Below are 18081 nucleotides of genomic sequence, written 5' to 3' on the forward strand. Positions count from 1 at the left end.
TATATTATTTTTTTTCGACCCAATTCATAAATTCCTGAAAAACATCCATCCATTTGTCCTGTGGTTCTTCACCTGGATTTTGAGGAACAGTTTCAAATCCGTGATCATAACCCGGGTATATTCTGAATGTAAGATTCTTTTTATGTTTTCGGATAAACTCAGACTGAATTACAAGTGATGACTCAACAGGTACTGCCTGATCTTTGGTTCCAATAGCAACGAAAACAGGAATGTTTATTTTTAATAAATTTTCAACAGCCGGTTCTGAAAACTGGTGCCATCTTCTGTATGTATTGCCCTGCCAGAATCTGTTAATATCATTAGGGTAAGCTTCTATATCTTTTAACTTTTCATAAAGGCTGTCCAGTTTTTGAGACGCTATACTTTCATCAATTTTCTTTTCGCTTACTTCTTTTCTGATCATCAGGGCAAAATCATTATACTGGCTGTTACCACTTCCGGACCAAAAACCAATATGAGTGAGTTTTTTATTTACTGTTCCCAATTTTGCAACTACATCACTCCCTTCCGAATGTCCTATTGCAACACTGTTTTTAGGTTTTTTTATTTTTTTGCTGATGTCATTGAGTACATTATCGTATTGCCATACCCTGTAATCTAAAGATTCATTTTCATAAAAACATTTTGAAGGGTGATATTCTTCGTTCATCATTACAAAAGGAACACATTTTTTCGCTACAACAATAAACGCATACTCTTTCGGCAGTTTTTCCAGATCGAAAGGAATTGTAGAAACTACAGAAACCGATTTATTTTCTTTGGTAATATGAAACATGGGAAAAGCTCCTGATCCATGAATGTATAGCAGAATTCCTGTTGTATTGCTGATCCCGCCGGGAGAATAAACGTAGTAATTGATTGTGTCATTCTTTTTAAGGATGGAATACTGTTTAAAATCCTTGTAAGAAGGTATATCCTGAGAAAAGCTCCAGTGAAAAATAAGCAGCAGAATACCGGATAATATTTTTTTCATCTCATTGTATTAATAGAAAAGTAATAATGGTTAATTGGTTTTTATGAAACTAACTTACGAAAAAAATAAAATATAACTTTTCGCCAATAAGCATTTTATAAAGGAAATTATAAACTCTCGTTTTAATGATGAGAAAAAATCATGTGAAAAAAGTTATCCACAATAAATTGTCCACACCTGTTTTTATTTGTGAAAAAAGAATTGTGGAAAAGTATTTTTATTTAAGGTATTGATTATTAATATATTGTTTGTGTGTTTTTAATGCATCTAAAAAGTTATCCACATTTTATTGATGAGGTAAGAATCATTGGGGAAAAGTTATCCACATATTTTTTAACAACTCTATACCATTACTCATGAAAAACCCCTCCGGAAGAGGGGAATAGAGATTTTAGTAAAGATTTTGTGCTTATCTGAAATTGTGGATAACTATAAATTGTCTATAAATTTTTCATATCCGCTCTTGTCCAAAAGATCTCTTGGTGATAAACGATACACATCTTTCCAGGAATCAGGACCATTTTTTTCAACGTTATGTAATAATTTTTTTCATTGCAGTAATAGGAGTTACAGAATGACTATTTAATTGGCGTTAAAGCCTTTGAATTCTTCAATAATACCATATATTGAAAATAATCTAAAGTATTGGTTTTCGTTTGTGGTGTGAAGCTCTCGCCAAACATTCTTGATTTAATAGAAATCAATTTGTCAGAATTTTTATAAGGTGAGTTTTGAGCATTCAGTTTGAATAATGTTATAGAATTCGGTTGTACAAAATCTTTAAAATCATTAATTCCTTTAACCAGCATCAAAGGTCCGTCCGCATTGATCCAGTCTATTTTCTGATCTTCCGGAGTAGGAAACTGAGGATTTTTCGGAAGGTACATTTCACTGTCTAACGTATAGCTTACAATGCTTGATGTTTTAAATCCTGAATTTTTAAGTCTTTCTGCAAAAGGTTTTCCGTCCTTCTGTATGCTGTGCTGAAGTACATGATAAAAACCGAAAAGACCATAGAATTTTTCATGCTCAATATTCAGTTTTTTTATTGAGTTTTTGAAATTAACGATCATTGCTGAATCTCTGGAAATCTTACGGGAATTGTCATTGAAATCCGTATCAATACCAATCACTGATATTTTTAAAGAATCTTTTAAGGTTTGATTATAGTCATAAATAGAATTCCATTTTTCCAGTAATTCTTTACTGGATTGCTGAGGTATTCTTTTCTGAATAGCGACTACAACTTCTTTTAGCAGTTTCTGATCTTTTGTGCTGCCGTGAAGAAAAAGATTAAGCTTGTGGGAATTTGTGCTGTCCATTTCAGCAACATAATATTTGACCCCTGTTTTTTTGTTCAAAAATTTCAGGAAATATTCATCTACTTTTTGATTGTCAGCATAGCCATGAACTTCCCCTAAAAGGATAACCTGCGAATTGTAAAAATCACTGTCAAATAATTTTCCGTCAATTTTATCCGTGAGCTGTTCTTTGTTTTTATTGAGGTAATCCGTAAATGCGGTGTCTTTACCTCCTATAAAAATTTTATTGCTTATGAATATATAAAGAACTGAAATTAGGATAACAGTAATAACAAAAAGTACGGTGTACTTTAAGAATTTTAAGATTTTTTTCATGGTTGATTTTTGAACGAAAATATGCAAAAAAAATAAATAGAGAAGGAAATAAATATTTTTTTACTAATACTTTTTGAAGTCTTCAGTCATTCATAAAAGTAAGAGAAATATGAACCCAATATTCCCAACAAAAAACCGCTCGAAAAGAACGGTTTTAGTTTTTCTGGGTAAATTTTACCGGACAGATTTTTTAATACTGTATTGAGGAATCATTTTATTGGACAGATCAAATATAATATCATAAAGACCATCTTCTTCTATCCTGAAATCATAGGCTTCAATGGCAATGCTTTTACCATCATTATTCAAACCGAAATTGTATCCCCAGCTATTATCACATCTGAATTTAAATCCTCCTTTTTTCATCTTATAATTTTTCAGGAAGTAAACATTTGGGTTTTTGGAGTCTGTCTGCAGCGGAATGTCTGTTTCTCCCCATCCTGCAGGAGTGGCATCACCAATGATTCCCCATACAGGAGTAAGATTAGTCTTTTTACCGGTTTTTACACTGCCGTCATAGAACCGGATCGTAAGTTGATCAATATTTCCTGCTTTATCAGGCTGAAATGTGAAAGTAAACCTGTCATTAAAATGAAATTTTGTATTGGTAATAGGAAACAGTGAAAGTCTTGCATAATTTCCTCCACTGAAAATAATTTCTCCGTCTATGATATTGATATAATATTTTGTGCCGTCTGCAACATAAGTTCCTTCCAGTTTTTTTAATTCCAGTGGGTTTATTTTGTTTACGGACGGAAAGCGGTAAGGTTTATTGTATAGTATATCTTCAATTTGTTGAACAGCCATATCTGTGACTGATAAATTGTAATTGGATAATGCAATAATACAGATATCATCTTCAGGAATCCTGTAATATCTGCTTCGGTATCCGGGTCCGCCTCCATCGTGCCCAACTCTTTTTTTACCGTTCATAATCGAAGTATCACAACCGAATCCATAATGATCATTAAGATAAGGGGTAAACATTTTTTCAAGCGTTTCTTTTTTAAGAATTTTATAGTTCTTAAGACCTTCATTGAATTTGAACATATCGCCAACGGTAGAATACATGGCTCCTGCTGCAAAAGGATGATCTGTTTTAAAACGTAAAGCTTCGTTGGACATGGTATCCGATAAAAACTCATATCCGAAAGCTTTATTCTTATCAGTTACAGTATTGAAATGAAAACCGCTATGATTCATCTGTAAAGGTTTCAGAATATAATTTTCTATAGCCTGGTCATAATCTGTTCCCGTCACTTTTTTTATGATATTCCCAAGAATATAATATCCGGAATTGGAATAGTTCCACTTTGTACCCGGTGAGAAATCTAATGCTTTTGAGGCAAGAAATTTCATTAGGGTTTCTTCATCTGCTGTATTTTCCGAGGCACTTTCATCGGGAATTCCGGAGGTGTGAGAAAGTAAATTAGCAATGGTAATGCTGTCTCCTTTAGGAAAAGTAGGGTAGTATTTGGACAGTTTATCATGTAAGGATAACTTTCCTTCTTCTTCCAGTTTCAGAATAACAGTGGCGGTGAACATCTTGGTGGTGGAGAAAACACGATAAAGGCTATTGTTGGTATTTTTCTCTTTTTTAGGACCGTTTCTGTAGCCGTAACTTTTCTCGAAAATAATTTTTCCTTTTTCAGCGACAAGAACAGATCCGCTGAAAGCTCCTGCCTTATCATATGCAGCAAATAATTCCTCTAGCTGCTTAGATTTTTGCGAAAAAAAAGGTTGGGATGCCAGAAGTATAATAAGGCATGTTACAATGGATTTCATGTATTTTTTTATTAAAAGACAGCTTTACCTGAAATAGTATTACATCCTTTTAATAAAATTTAATCATTTTATTCCTCTGATTAATGCCTGAATTTTATATTCCTTTCTAAGAAATAATCGGGTGGTAAATAAGTTGTACAACACCGGATTTGAATACATTTGTCTTAACGAGTTTTAAAATTAATCTCTCTTTTAAATCTTCAAAAAGTGGTTTGCCGCTTCCTAAGGCAACCGGATGTACAGATATTCTGTAAATATCGATCATATTATTCTGAATAAAAGATTTAATAAGACCTGCTCCGCCATACAGCCAGATATCTTTTCCATCCTGTTGTTTGATTTCTGAAACTTTTTCCACAAAATCGGAATGAATGAATGTTGCCTTCTTATCCTTCCGGTTTTGGCGTGAAAATACAAATTTCTTCTTTGCATGAATGGTTTTCCAGAACTCCACTTCTTCCGGAGCTGCATTTTCAGCAGGTTCATAATTTCCCCAGGCATCATAGCTCACTCTTCCATAGAAAATGGTATCGATTCCGGATATAAAACCATCGAAATCCATATCATCATCCATAATGCACCAATCAATTTCGCCGTTGGGTCCTTCAATAAATCCATCCAAGGTTGTTGCCAGATCTAATATGATTTTTTTCATGTTGAATAGTAAATGGTGGAATTAATTTCTTTTTAGAATTCTTAAGAAAGGTAAGTATATTTTATGGTTAAAAAAAGATATTTATAGAGGTTCTGTAATTCCTATGATCACTCCAAAGTCTCCATCGGTCTGAACCCAGTTTTTTTCAGGAAGATAAGCTCTGGAAACAAATCCGTCGAGGTATAATGCATTTTTGCATCCCATTTCCTTAAAAAGCTGTGCAAGACGGTAAAAATTAATTTCTTTTTTAGACATGGCGAAAATAACTTCTCCGTTTTCCAGAATTCCTACACCGTTTCTGATGTTCAGGTTTTTAGAATCTTTCTGAAAGACAGTATTTATTTTTCCATCCGTCAACAGCATTGGTCCGGATTGGGTAGCATATCGGATTGCTGTATTGTGTTTGTAAAGTGAAGTCTCTACAATTCCAGGTTGGTTATTTCGGGTTAAATAAAAAACGCCATTCGGAGGAAGATAAAAATTTCCGGAACCCTTCAGTGTATCTATTGATTTCAGGGTTTTAAAATTTTCAATATAAAGTCCTTTGGGAGAATTATCAGGTTCAAACATTCCGCCATTCATGGCAAAAACTAATCTTTCATTGCCGGATTTCACCTCATTTTTTAGATGTTCAATGCTTCTTAGAATTTCATGCCTGCTATTTTTCCAATAGAATCTTATACTCTGTGTTTTAGGATTAGCTTTGTAAATCACAAAATTCTTGTCTTCCTGTATTTTTTCTTTGCAGGCAAGGCAGAGGACGAGCAGGAGAGTGAGGGGGAAAATAATATTTTTGATCATCAGAATAAAGTATATCTATTAATAATCCACTACAATATCATCCAGATTTTTAATTACGAAAAAAAAATTATCAATATATTCTTCATTGGGTGGTGTTTCATACTCTTTTTTCAGTTGGGCAATTTCTTTTTTAGACATTCCACGGGTGTTTTCTCTGGATAGATCCCATTTTTTACTGTCATTCCAATTTTCAAGGTAATCTTTAACATCAGCTTTATACTTTTCAGTCTTTTTATAGGCTTCAAACTGATCAACTTTAAACCTGATAAAACTATCCTGATCCAGCTCTTTATCTTTCACAATTTTATCGTACTGAACGGTTATTACCTGATATTTATCATATAAAGATGAGTAACCGAAATCCGCAGATTGAATCAGTTTTCCCTGTGGAATGATCAATACTCCGGAATAATTGAGTTCTATTTTTCTGTCACCGAAAGTCCTTTTGAAAACAGAAATATATTCGTGATTGTCTGAATTTACATTTTGAATTTTAATATCTATAACACTCAGTATATTATTTTCAATTTTAAATGTCGCAATATAACCTCGGTGATTTGAGCTTGTACCTATCGTTGTTACTTCATTTATTCCTTCTTTTAAATCTTTATTTTCATAAAGGGGGTGTTCATCCGGATGCTCATCAAAATATTTTTCCAGAGGATTATTTAATAATTTGTATTCTTTATTGTTGATAATAATTCTGTCCGATTCTTGCCCTGTAGCGAGGATTTTTATAATCGAAAAAGTAAAAAAAATAAAAAATAATCTGAGTTTCATCCTGTAATAATAAATGATAAAAGTAAGTAAAAAATGGTTTTGAAAATAAATTAACTCTGAGTTGGTTTATATATTAATATTATAGTTTTTCAATGTTGGTTAACCAAAACTTTTTTTCCAAATTGTATTTTTCTAAAACCTGAAGATTTTGAATTGACCATCCAAATTTTGGCTGTTTATTATCCGTGAAATTTATTTTATAGGTATCTACGTTATTAAAAAAATTCTTTTCAAAGAATTCGGGACATTTAACAATTAAAGGAATTACTTTTCCGGAATAATTTTTAAGATTTGTTTCTATAATTTCAAATTCTATTACGGTTGCATGTGCTATGTATCCACAATGAGGAGGTAATGATATCCTTCCGATTATTTTTCCGGTTATTTCATTTGGACTTCTTTTTATTTTTGGGTTTCTTATTTTTCTAAACCATGGTTCTGCAAAAAGATTTGCATTGAGGGTTGATGGTGTTTTTTTATCAAGAAGCTTTCCTTCTTTAGAAAATTTGTAAAGTTTTTTCCCTGAAATAAATAATTTTTTAGGAGGTATATTTCTACTTTGTCCGCCTCCGGAAATTTGAGCTAATGTGTAATCTTGGTTTGTTATTGTATTCGATATTTTATCTGATGATAAAACTAATTCTTTATTGTTCCCTACCTTTAGAGTATCTCTAATTTCAGTTATGGTTAACGATAAATATTTTTCATTTTCTATTTTCCAGTTTCCAATGTTCCAACTCGAAGAAAGATCACTGTTCCATGAATACTCAAAAGTATTATTGTGTTTTAGTATTAGGGTCTCCCCTTGTTCATTATGATATTTTCCTAGAATCTTTTCTTGGGCTTGGGCAATTTCAAAAAATAAAAACAAAATTAAAAGAGGAAAGAACTTCATAATTTAAATAGATTTTTTTCTTTTATGCAGAATCAACATGATAATTAAAAATATCAAAATAATAATTGCAGAATATACAGTTACTTTTAATTTTTTATTCTCTTCATTGATTTTTGAAATTTATCTGGATTTATTTTCATACTTTTTAAATAGAGCATCATCATAAGGAATATACATTGACAACTCTTTTGCTTCCCATTCTCCACCTTCAGAGGTCTGATAAAAATCATAAGAGTTATCAAGGAAATTCTCTCCGTCTGGAGCTTCCTGCCAATCATTTTTTTCTCTGTTGTATAGAAGGATCATACAGCTTACACAACTATAGTTTTCTCCTTTATCCGGATTTTCGTAGCATTTTCCGATTTTGATGCTTAATTTTTGATTGATGATAACATCGGTCAGACGTCTTTGAGTTAATTTGATCAGGGCAATTTGAGCATCTTCATCATCCGGACTCTTTTTTGCCGGAACTAAATTTTCAAAATGAGCATTTTCAATTTTCTTTAATTCCTCTTTTTTTGTATTTCCGGTTAATAAATCAATATTGTAAGGATGAAAATCAGGAACGGATTCTACTACAACTGTCTGATTGGTTCCGGAAGGATTTTCTGCCAGTATTTTTTGATTGGCTTCGTAGTTTTTCCAGTTTTCTTCATTGTATGTAATGTACTGCTGGATTTTATACAGTAGGTTTTCCCTGTCATTCAGCCAGATAAAATTACTTGCGATAAGAAATATGATAATAATTCCAAGGGTAATACCTATGGTTTTTAGAATTTTTTTTGTGTTCATGGTCTTTAAATTTTAAAGGTTTTGATGTGTCAATTTTAAGAATTTTGTGCAAAACCGTACTGTATTGCAGCTTTGAGAACTTCAATATGAATATCTTTCAATGCTTTAAATTTAATACAATATCCTGTAACCTTAGCCTTGCCTATTTTTTCTCCGAAAGTTTTTGCTAAATATGTTTTATCATCAATCCCCATAATATATACAGAAATTCCTGTTGTATTAGCACTTATTCCAATGCGGTAAAAATCCTTAGTAGTGCTGTCAGCATATGAAATGGTATAAAATCCGTAGCCAATATTAGGATTGGAGACAATTTTACCTTCATTATCTTTTCCATCCAGAAACCAGAGTTTGCAGTCTGGCATTATTTCCAAAATGAGATGATGAAGTTTTTGCATATCATCACGTTTAGATTCCGGTTGACTCTTGATGTATTCTTTGATTTGATCCTGAATGTTCATAATTTTTAGCTCAATATAGCTGTTAAATTAATACTCAATAAATTATCAGCAGGTATTTCTGACTTAATGATGTGTTGAAAGTACTATTTTTTATTATTCAGGATGGTCTTAATTGCATCAGAAATTTCAAATAGTTTTCCGTGATAATTATTTCCCAGCAGAATAATGGTAAGCTTTTCGTCCAGATCAGAGACTAAAAGAGCTTCATAGTTTCCTGCTCTTCCGTCATGTATATGCGCAACTAGTTTTTTGCTTTTAAATTTTGCTTCACCCAGCGATGACTGAGTTTCCGGCTTGTTAAATTGCTGTCCCAGTTCAAATAAAGAATTTTCATTCATTATTTTATCCGAATGAAGACACTTCGTCCATTTTAATAAGTCTGTAGTGGTTACATAAGTTCCTCCGGTAATAGGGAGATCAGCTTTGTCTGCCACCAAATTAATATTAAATCCTCTGGCTATATTTTTTTCATTTTCAAAAGGAGTCATAACAGAAGAAGTCATGTTGCAGGGTTTGAAAATAAATTTTTCAGCATAGTGATTAAAGGGAATTCCTGTTAAGCGTTCAATGATAAAATGACGCAGAAATATATTATTATTGTTATAACCGTAATCAGTTCCCGGTTTGAATTCGAGAGAATCTACAAGCAGTAAGCCGTCGAAAAGGTCTTTGTCATTTTTAATTTTCTTCCAGTTTACATCGGGAATTCCACTCGTGTATTGTATTAAATCTTTTATGGTGACTTCATTTGCCCATTGGGGAAGTTCCGGGATGTATTTAGAAACATAATCTTCTGTTTTCAATTTTCCCTGTTCCTGTAACTGTAATAAAGCTGCTGAACTGAATTCCTTAGTAATAGAACCGATATTGAATCTGTAATCAGGAGTCAGTTTTTTTGTTTTTGAAAAATCGGTGAAACCAAAGGATGTATTGTAAATAATTTTGTCATTTTTTGAAACTAAAACATTGCCGTTAAAAGCTCCGTTTTCACTGAACTTTCTCATTAAAGAATCAATTTGAACAGTCTTTTTTGTTTGTGCAAATGTCTGATTGGTAAGGAACAGAATAGTAATGAAAAATATAAAGAGATGTTTATGATTTTGCATGTTTAGTTTTTATTGGGTAAATATAAATATGATTTTATGAAATCCAGGTGTGCATCACTTTTATAATTTTCCACTTATTGTTTATTTTTTTGATGTAAACTGAATATCCACGCCCACATGATGCACCATAATAATATGTTGCTTCAAAGACTCCGGATTCCTTTGCGTCATCAAAATAGATTTTAGAGAAACTTAAGCTCCCGGAAAATTTTGGATATTTCTTTTTCCATTCAGTTAATTGCTCCGTGAACGGGAATTCAGTGCTATTCTTAAAATCATAACGTTGGGTGTTGTATTTTTCCGGTTTAAAGTTCCAGACAGAATCATTGGCTAATTTATATTTCCGGAGACTGTCTGTTAAAAAATCATCCGGAGCAATATAATTCTGAACATCAAATGCAACAACCCGATGTAATGTATCTTTCCTAATTGAATCCCGCTGCTTTTCTGAATATTGGAATCCCATGTAAATTCTCAAATCAACTAAGGTAGAATCAACAGCAGAGAGAAAAACATCATCGAATACTTTTTTCTCAAAATCAACGGAGGCATTAACTTTTTTATTACAGGAAGTTAACAGAATACCTACCCATGAGATAATAATTGAGAATATTTTCATGGTTGATATGAAACACGTTTGAAGACTGTTGATTTTTTAAAATAAAGGTTCTCCATTGAGGTCAGTTGTCAGTACTTCACTCATATAATCAAAAAACGGACGCATAGCCAAAAGAGTTTGTAAGACTTCCTTTTGAAAAGTCTCTGCGAAAACCTCCTTATCTGTAAACTTTCGCATCACTACGAATTGTTTTTTTCTGATCAAATCTATCGCAGGATGGTTTTTCTCAAAGCCTCGCGGAGCTGTTTTTACCGAATCACCCTGAAGCTCTCCGAAATATTTTACAAAAGTTTTGTCAGAAATAATTTTTTCAATTTCAGTTGTACTAATTTCAAATTCTTTACGGATACGAAGTAAATCTTTTGCCTCAGGTCCCCAAAAACCACCACCTACAAAGCTGTTGCCAGGTTCCAGCTGAATATAATATCCACCTCGTAACATAGGTTTTGAGCGGGAATATCCAACCCCAAAATTAGTTTTATATGGCGTTTGATCTTTTGAAAAACGAACGTCTCTGTAAATTCTGAAAATATGGATTCCTTTGAGTTGATCATATTCCTGAAGTTCATGATAAATCTGATTGAAAAAAGTTTTGTTGTCTTTCACAATCGAGTCGTATTCAGATTTGTGTTTGGAAAACCATTCCCGGTTATTATTTTCTTTTAATTGATTGAGAAATTCAAATGCTTTTTTCATGTGAGTAAGGATGTCTGACGTTTTTATATATGAATAGATTGTTGACCGAAGGTAGAATTTTTTTAGTGAAAAAGATAAAGCCCACTGAAATTTATATTTTCTTACTGTTCTTATGTGATAAGCAAAATGCTATTAAATTGGGATCAGTTTCATCAATAAAGTTCGTTTTCTCAAAATGGAATTTTTCTAGAAGCTGGATTGAGCTTAGATTGTCTTTATGGGTAAAAGCTTCAATTGCTTCCATTTCAAGAGTCTGAAAAGTAAAATCAATAATTTTTTTTAATGCTTCATTCATGATTCCCTGTCGCTGATATTCGGGTAAAAGCTCGTATCCGATTTCACATGTTTTAAGTTCGTCTGAAAAATTAAAAAGACAAATAGTTCCGACAAGTTTTTTGGTATCGGATTTTGTAATGCCCCAATAAAGACCTGTATTATTGTTGAAGCCTTCATTTACTTTTTGAATAAAGGCTGCTGCTTCATCTGTAGTTTCGGTGAGTGAGCGACCAAGATATTTATTCACACTTACATCAGATCTGAGGGAGAATATTTCTTGAACATCACTTTCTGACGGTTGACGAAGCGTTAATCGTTCAGTTGTCAATATGGGAAAAGTGGTTAAGATCTTATTGAACATTTTATACTTTTGTTTTGGCGTCTAATGGCTTTGTTAAAATTTATTTTTTTATTTGTCTTTTTCTTTCCAAAGTAAAATTTCTGTGGCGCTTAATCTTTTATAGTTGTAATTTATTTCATTCCAGAAATTAAGTAGTTCCTCCTGTTGGTTTTTATCTTTTAAAACAACTATGATATGGTCCTTTACATCGTAATCCTGAGAGTAATACATATCAAAATCTGCATAACCCCAGCCATTCGTTATAATTTGGCATAATCTGTCAACATCATCAGTATTCACATACTTCCGTCTTAAAATTCCGGCTTTAATGCTTTCATACGTATTGATGATTGTGTATTCAGCAAACAGATTATCGGGTAAATGTTTGTAATAATGCTCATTGTTTGATCCGGAACCTAAAACTGTATAATTTTTCAGTTTTTTATCATACACTACAGGTCCTACTCCTATCAACTTCCCCCGTTCATCATCTTTATCATACTTTTTATGCTTCCAAAAAATAAAGGTATAAGGTTCTGTATCATAATATTTAAAGATGGTATAATTTGGATTTATTTCCTCTTCTATTATTTTTTGTACTAAAGCTTTGTCTATCATATGAGGGGTATTTTATTTGCTCAAAAGTATTTCTATCTTGTATGGTGGGATTGGTATGAATGTTTAGAATTTTCTATCTTATAATCCTTACCTGCTGTAACACCCCTTTTTCATTTTTATAACTGAACATGTAGGTTCCTTTAGGCAAATTTGATAAGTCTATGGTTTTATTATAATAGGCAACACCATTGATGATCTGTTTCCCATCTGTTGGGTAAATGGTGTATTCAAACTGATTGCTGTTGTTTTTATTGCTGATAACAAAACCGTCTCTATTGGCACTGGAATAGACCCTTGTTTTAGTTTCATGATCTTCATTGTTTACCGTTGAAGAAAGCACACTTTCACTAATATCGGCTGCCTGAGTACTTTTAATGGAGGATTTGAGCAGAGACGTTGTACTTCCGCCGATGATGTATAGTTTATTGTTATATACTTCCGCTGCCGCATGTCTTCTGGGAATCATATTGGATGACAGCTGATGCAGCTTATTGGTTGTCGTATCAAAATACGCTAAAAAAGTTTGATTATTATAACCCCCTACAATAAAAATCTTATTGCCTGATACAGCCAATGAGTGTCCGGATATTCCGGAAGGCATTATGTACTTATCGGTCCAAAGATTAGTCTTGAGGTCAAAAACATTGATCAGACGGGATGAAGTTCCATTAAAACCACCAATTACATACAGCTTATCATTTACAATCTTACCTTTTGTTTCTCTGGCTGTGGGCATATCAGGTAAGGAATTCCATGTATTGGAAGCGATGTCGTAATACTGGAATTTATCAGAAAATACTGTGGTTGGAGCTCCGTTTAGTCCGCTGCCACCAAATACGTATATTTTACCATTATAGATTGCAGAGCCAGCATTTCCTGTGTAGGAACGATTAACAGCGCCTTTTGTTATCTTATTGGTTGCAAGGTCCAAAATTTCAAGATGACTGTTTCCCCAACCGTTAAAAATATAAATTTTATTATCGTAAGCTTCCGAATTAGCAAATCTTTTGGGAAGTAGAGTAGAATTGAAAACACTCCAGCTGTTATCCGTAATATTATATTTTTCAATATATTTTGCATTGCCGCTGTTTTCCAGATACCCGTTGCTCACATATATATTGTCATCTACAATTACACTGGTAGTGCCCCCTCTGCCCGCAGACATATTGGCGAGACTTTGAAACTGAAGTGTTTGTGCATGGGTGAATAAAGAACCCAAAAATGAAAGGAATAATAACTTTGTTTTCAATGGTGTGGATTTTAGTTTATATACTTGTTGCAGTGCTATAAATTATTAATTGATGATTTCAGCATCCGGGTTATTGCGTAGATTTTCGATTCTTTCTTTCCAGTTCCGGAGTTCCTCCTCGGTAAGTTTGATCCAGTCTGTAAGTTCACCGATAATTCTTAAAGGTTCTTTGCTTCGGTAGGATCGGGTAGGGTTCCCCGGAAATTTTTTATCGGTTACATTAGGATCATTTTCGAAATTTCCTGTTGGTTCCACAATATAGATGCGTTCTCTGCCATCTCCTTTTGCCAATGCAGCAGCTAATCCTGCACCGTTGGGTAAAGCTGTAAAATAGATGTGGTTCATCGTAATCTCCGGATAATAATTCGATTGAAATCCGGCATTTAATAAGTCTCCAATTTGCAGATCGGCTTTTGTTCCGTGATAGAAAGGACCGTTATCCAGAATATGGTCGCCATTTTTGTTTTCCATTTTGAAGGTATTTTGGGATTTGAACAACCTACAAACTTAAGTATTCTTTTTCAGAATTTTATATGTTTACTCATTCTTAAAAATAAAGCCGCTTTCCTTGTCCATCTGTTCGCGTTCTTCCTTGGATATTCTTTTTCTTAAAACTCTGGTAGTGTAGGCTCCTTGTACAATGTTTTTATCGATATACATCCAATCTGTGATATTCTGAGGATTAATTTCAATAGTGTCTCCCAGCTTTACCTCTGTTGTTGAAATTGGAGTTCCATCCACAATACCATAAAATTTATGATCAGTATATTGAACTTCACTTATCCAGATGTGTTCTTTTCCGGAATTAGAGGTATTAAATTTTTCTTTCAATGCGAAATTATAATAATCCGGATTGCGGCTTTCTATTGCTTTTTTGAATCTGAACAAAGAGTTTTGTGCATTTTCTATTGCTGTATTCATTTCTTTGTCTTCTCCCGGTAGAATGTGTATACCGGGTTCATTGTCTACTTTTACAATTTTATCTTTTTTCTGACAGCTTAATATTGCAAGGCATGAGAGCAGACAGATTGGGATTTTTAAATACATAATTAAGAGTATTAATTGGAACTTCTTTATTGTTTTTTATGCTCACCGAAGTTTTCCGGCTTTGTACAACTAGACTTATCTGAGCAAATACATTTACTAGACTATTTTTTTATTCCAAAATGAATTTGTATCAATTTTTTTTGATTTGACGAATAAAGGAAAAATGTCCATTGCAATTCCCCTTGATAAATTATCACTCCAAAGAATAATATCATTCCCATACATTGAAAGAACAACTTCTTCATGATCAAGAATTAGAAATCTATGTCCAAGATAGGGGAATATCGAAGGAACATTTTGCTCTTTAATGATCTCTTTAGTCACCTGGTTAGCTTCCATCCCCCTCTCAATTGTAGATTTAATTATGGGAATGTCATCGGGATATGAATAGAATATAGGACCAAAATCTACTTCTCCTTCACCTCCATTATTATCTATACCCAGTTTATCAAGCCCGTTCATTGTCCTGTAATAATTTTTTAAAGACTCCGGAAAAATAATGTTCAATTGTTGCTGAAAATCTTCCAATTCAGATTCTGATAATCCTTTTTTCCATTTACTTCCTTCCTGAATTTGAAATCCCCAACATTCCATCAAATCAACTTTCTTCCAATATTTTTCACTTTTCTTTTTTATATACTGAAAGCTTGAAAGTGAATTGTCTAATTTTTTTAATTGTCTTTTTTTCATCATGTTTTTCAGGGATTAAATTATTTGTAGCATTTGGCATTTAAATAAAAAGAAATTTAAAACGAATATTATTTTAATTAATTATTTTCTATTAACTTTTACTTCAGATCTTCCGTGATCAGGTTGTTTTCTATCAAATAAGTACTTATTATTTTCAAAAATTTCTTGGACGCCTTTAAATAATCTTTATCAGGTAAAGAATTATCAGTTGCTTCTAAATAGGTTTTTGCCTTATGAACGAAAATTCCTGTACTTTGAAATGCTTTGCTGATAAATAGTGTTCCAACCATAGAAATATAGGATACAAACTCGTATTGCTCATGATCTGTTTCCAGGTATTGAGATGGCAGTTTTTTATTCATCCATTGAAAATAGGAAATGATGCCAATGTCTTTCAAATATTTTTCCTTTTCTACGACAAACCAGTCATCTACCATTTCACCATTCCAATTTGTATCAAGTTCATAGTAGCCAATAGGTTCTAAATTATCATGATAAATATCATTTTTCACGTAGAATCCTATACTTGTTCGGATAATGGGATTATTGTCTCTATGATCTATCAGATATTTATAACCATCAAATTGGCAGGTAATTTCGTGAGGTTCAAATCCTCCGATAATTTCTTCAGGAGTTTCTGATAGTATTTGATGAAGAGAGTCAAATGCAATCTTTTTTAGATCAAACCTTTGAACTCTTTCGGTAAGTAAAGTTTCAAGTTCCTGAGCGGTCATAATATGGTTATTAATCCTCAAATCTACGAATTATAAAGATCTTTTCTGCTATAAGAAATAAGGGGTTATCTGCTTAAAGTTGGAAGCTTTAGCGGAGTGGTATTTTTTTTCGGGTGATGGTTTTATGATCAATCTATCAGTATTTATCTCGCCTTGATCTGCTTTTTCAGGTAGGATTACCCCCTTACCTAAGGGGGTAGAGGGGGTTGCATAAGGGGGTGGATCTGGTTGTTCAACGGGGTATAGGTAGTTCCGAAGGGGGGACATTCTCTTAGATAAGGGTCTCTAGGGATATATATAAGGGTGAAGAGGAGGTTGTATAAAGGGGAATACCTAGTTATTCAATGGTCTAAAGGAAGTTTTTAAGGGTGTATATCCTCTTAAGTAAGGGGTTCTAGGTAGTTATGAAAGTGCCTTTAGCCACTTTATGAAGAGGCTAAAGACGGGTATTAAAGTAACCGGAGGGGGTATAGAAGAGGATCAGAGTAGGTTTTTACCCTGATGTTTGAAATTTATGGCTATTAATTTTATTTTTTTGCAGGTAAGGTCTCCTGACTTTGCGGAGCGGGTTTTATATTTTTACTTTCAATAATAAGATATGCGGCATCCAGCATTTTGGTGAGATGTATGTATGGGCTTATCATATTCCTTTCCGGAGGATTGTCATAGATGCCGAGTGAAAAATAAACCATTCCGGAAATGAAATAATCAAATTCTTTGATGCTGTATTCCCTGAATGCTTTTTTAAATACCAGCAGAGGATTTTTGTATTCTTTCTCTGTAAGCAAGCCAAGAGCCAGAGGTGAAACATCTTCCCACTGAGTATGGATTTTACATTTCTTTTCTTTCAGTATTATAAAGTAGCCTGCACGGACAAAGGAACGCATTGCCTGATGAAAATGATAAACAACAGAAGGATCTTCTTTTATCCAGCTATTTCTTTTTACAGCATAATTCATAATGTTGTTTAGCAGCTCTTTGGTTGTTATCAGATCATTGAACTGAAAAAAAGTTTCCATTAGCTGTACGCCGGAGTGCTTCTTGGGACTTTTCTCCAATGTGGGTTGAAAGCCTGTTCTGATTTTTTTCATGAGTGTGTATTTTTTGTTGTACGATTTTACCTGGCAGTAAAGAAGTAAGTCCTGCAATGTCTGAACTTCCTGTCTATACAAACCGAATGAATATGATAGAATTTGTGTTTTTCTAAAAGCCCTAAAGCCGCAATGGATTGTACACCCCATTGTACCGTATCATGATACTTTATATGGTAAAGCAGGCTTAGAAAAGGATGATTGTAGAAAAGCAGAACAGCATGAAAATAAAATGGCATGAGACTCTACAATATCTGTAATAGGGGTACTGGTATACCTTGAGACAGATAAGAGAGCCCACGCCTAGGTCGTGAGCTTCCTGCTTATCTTCTTGTCTCTTAAAAATTACCAGTTTTCTATTACAAGATTCTAAGCAATAGCTTCTATTATTCTTTGAAGTATCGCAAAATTACTCTAATGAGTAATCTTTTCCAAATATAATAATATTTTTAATATACAGGACTATAGTCCTTAGTTTTTTATTTTCTTTTTGACTCACTTTGTCATTATGCATGATTCTTTAGACGAAATAGAACGATATATAATTTCAAAAGTAAAAGAGATAAGGGAACAGAGAGGTATTAGTCAAACTTCTCTTTCTTTAGCTATTGGTAAGAGTACCAGTTATATTTCAGATATTGAAGCACATTCCAAAACAGCGAAATATAATATTAAAAGCTTAAACTTAATATCAAAAGCTTTGGGATGCTCTCCAAAAGACTTCTGGCCAGAGGAGCCAATTTTGGAAAAGAAATATGAATTTGTAAAAGAGATAGAAATAAAGAAAAATCCTAGCGAGAGCTAGGACGTTCAGT

Annotated in this window: 21 protein-coding genes; 1 reads left to right on the forward strand and 20 read right to left on the reverse strand. The window is 33.1% G+C overall.

The window, feature by feature from the left end; translation table 11 throughout:
• Positions 1-4: 4 nt before the first annotated feature.
• From AC5YGG_RS12780 to AC5YGG_RS12875, 20 genes are all read right to left on the reverse strand, one after another.
• On the reverse strand, positions 5-994 hold the full coding sequence (locus AC5YGG_RS12780; protein ID WP_496144853.1) for a dienelactone hydrolase family protein: 990 nt from the start codon (positions 992-994) through the stop codon (positions 5-7).
• Positions 995-1572: 578 nt separating this feature from the next.
• Complete coding sequence (locus AC5YGG_RS12785; protein ID WP_496144854.1) at positions 1573-2631, reverse strand: hypothetical protein; 1059 nt, start codon at positions 2629-2631, stop codon at positions 1573-1575.
• A gap of 174 nt (positions 2632-2805) precedes the next feature.
• The gene (locus AC5YGG_RS12790) at positions 2806-4416 is read right to left on the reverse strand and encodes a serine hydrolase (protein ID WP_496144855.1); all 1611 of its coding nucleotides are present in this window, start codon (positions 4414-4416) and stop codon (positions 2806-2808) included.
• A 106-nt stretch (positions 4417-4522) separates the two neighbouring features.
• A complete protein-coding gene (locus tag AC5YGG_RS12795) occupies positions 4523-5071 on the reverse strand; it encodes a dihydrofolate reductase family protein (RefSeq protein ID WP_496144856.1) in 549 nt (182 codons plus the stop codon).
• A gap of 81 nt (positions 5072-5152) precedes the next feature.
• Positions 5153-5872: a phosphodiester glycosidase family protein gene (locus tag AC5YGG_RS12800; RefSeq protein WP_496144857.1), complete on the reverse strand. Its 720-nt coding sequence runs from the start codon at positions 5870-5872 to the stop codon at positions 5153-5155.
• Between the two features lie 18 nt (positions 5873-5890).
• Positions 5891-6652 (reverse strand): hypothetical protein, encoded by a 762-nt coding sequence (locus tag AC5YGG_RS12805; RefSeq protein WP_496144858.1) that lies wholly within the window; start codon positions 6650-6652, stop codon positions 5891-5893.
• A 79-nt stretch (positions 6653-6731) separates the two neighbouring features.
• A complete protein-coding gene (locus AC5YGG_RS12810; RefSeq protein ID WP_496144859.1) occupies positions 6732-7547 on the reverse strand; it encodes a hypothetical protein in 816 nt (271 codons plus the stop codon).
• A 120-nt stretch (positions 7548-7667) separates the two neighbouring features.
• Positions 7668-8339, reverse strand: a complete 672-nt coding sequence (locus AC5YGG_RS12815; protein WP_496144860.1) for a hypothetical protein — start codon at positions 8337-8339, stop codon at positions 7668-7670.
• Between the two features lie 35 nt (positions 8340-8374).
• A complete protein-coding gene (locus AC5YGG_RS12820; RefSeq protein ID WP_496144861.1) occupies positions 8375-8800 on the reverse strand; it encodes a DUF1801 domain-containing protein in 426 nt (141 codons plus the stop codon).
• A gap of 83 nt (positions 8801-8883) precedes the next feature.
• A complete protein-coding gene (locus tag AC5YGG_RS12825; protein WP_496144862.1) occupies positions 8884-9906 on the reverse strand; it encodes a serine hydrolase domain-containing protein in 1023 nt (340 codons plus the stop codon).
• 34 nt (positions 9907-9940) lie between these two features.
• Positions 9941-10525 carry a hypothetical protein gene (locus AC5YGG_RS12830; protein ID WP_496144863.1) on the reverse strand — a complete coding sequence of 195 codons (585 nt, stop codon included), beginning with the start codon at positions 10523-10525 and terminating at the stop codon, positions 9941-9943.
• 36 nt (positions 10526-10561) lie between these two features.
• Positions 10562-11221 (reverse strand): DUF2461 domain-containing protein, encoded by a 660-nt coding sequence (locus tag AC5YGG_RS12835; RefSeq protein WP_496144864.1) that lies wholly within the window; start codon positions 11219-11221, stop codon positions 10562-10564.
• A gap of 91 nt (positions 11222-11312) precedes the next feature.
• Positions 11313-11858 (reverse strand): GNAT family N-acetyltransferase, encoded by a 546-nt coding sequence (locus tag AC5YGG_RS12840; RefSeq protein WP_496144865.1) that lies wholly within the window; start codon positions 11856-11858, stop codon positions 11313-11315.
• A 48-nt stretch (positions 11859-11906) separates the two neighbouring features.
• Positions 11907-12455 carry a hypothetical protein gene (locus AC5YGG_RS12845; protein ID WP_496144866.1) on the reverse strand — a complete coding sequence of 183 codons (549 nt, stop codon included), beginning with the start codon at positions 12453-12455 and terminating at the stop codon, positions 11907-11909.
• A 73-nt stretch (positions 12456-12528) separates the two neighbouring features.
• Positions 12529-13704, reverse strand: coding sequence for a Kelch repeat-containing protein (locus tag AC5YGG_RS12850; protein ID WP_496144867.1), 1176 nt, complete (start codon positions 13702-13704; stop codon positions 12529-12531).
• A gap of 45 nt (positions 13705-13749) precedes the next feature.
• Entirely contained in the window at positions 13750-14175 is a 426-nt protein-coding gene (arr, locus tag AC5YGG_RS12855) for an NAD(+)--rifampin ADP-ribosyltransferase (protein ID WP_496144868.1), read from the reverse strand.
• Between the two features lie 66 nt (positions 14176-14241).
• Positions 14242-14751 carry a YegJ family protein gene (locus AC5YGG_RS12860; RefSeq protein WP_496144869.1) on the reverse strand — a complete coding sequence of 170 codons (510 nt, stop codon included), beginning with the start codon at positions 14749-14751 and terminating at the stop codon, positions 14242-14244.
• Between the two features lie 96 nt (positions 14752-14847).
• The gene (locus AC5YGG_RS12865) at positions 14848-15444 is read right to left on the reverse strand and encodes an SMI1/KNR4 family protein (RefSeq protein WP_496144870.1); all 597 of its coding nucleotides are present in this window, start codon (positions 15442-15444) and stop codon (positions 14848-14850) included.
• A 95-nt stretch (positions 15445-15539) separates the two neighbouring features.
• On the reverse strand, positions 15540-16175 hold the full coding sequence (locus AC5YGG_RS12870; RefSeq protein ID WP_496144871.1) for a hypothetical protein: 636 nt from the start codon (positions 16173-16175) through the stop codon (positions 15540-15542).
• 527 nt (positions 16176-16702) lie between these two features.
• Positions 16703-17266 carry a hypothetical protein gene (locus AC5YGG_RS12875; protein WP_496144872.1) on the reverse strand — a complete coding sequence of 188 codons (564 nt, stop codon included), beginning with the start codon at positions 17264-17266 and terminating at the stop codon, positions 16703-16705.
• Positions 17267-17774: 508 nt separating this feature from the next.
• On the opposite strand from AC5YGG_RS12875, the gene AC5YGG_RS12880 reads away from it, so the two are divergent.
• Positions 17775-18071 carry a helix-turn-helix domain-containing protein gene (locus tag AC5YGG_RS12880; protein ID WP_496144873.1) on the forward strand — a complete coding sequence of 99 codons (297 nt, stop codon included), beginning with the start codon at positions 17775-17777 and terminating at the stop codon, positions 18069-18071.
• Positions 18072-18081: the final 10 nt, after the last annotated feature.

The organism is Chryseobacterium sp. CS2K3 (assembly GCF_059515185.1).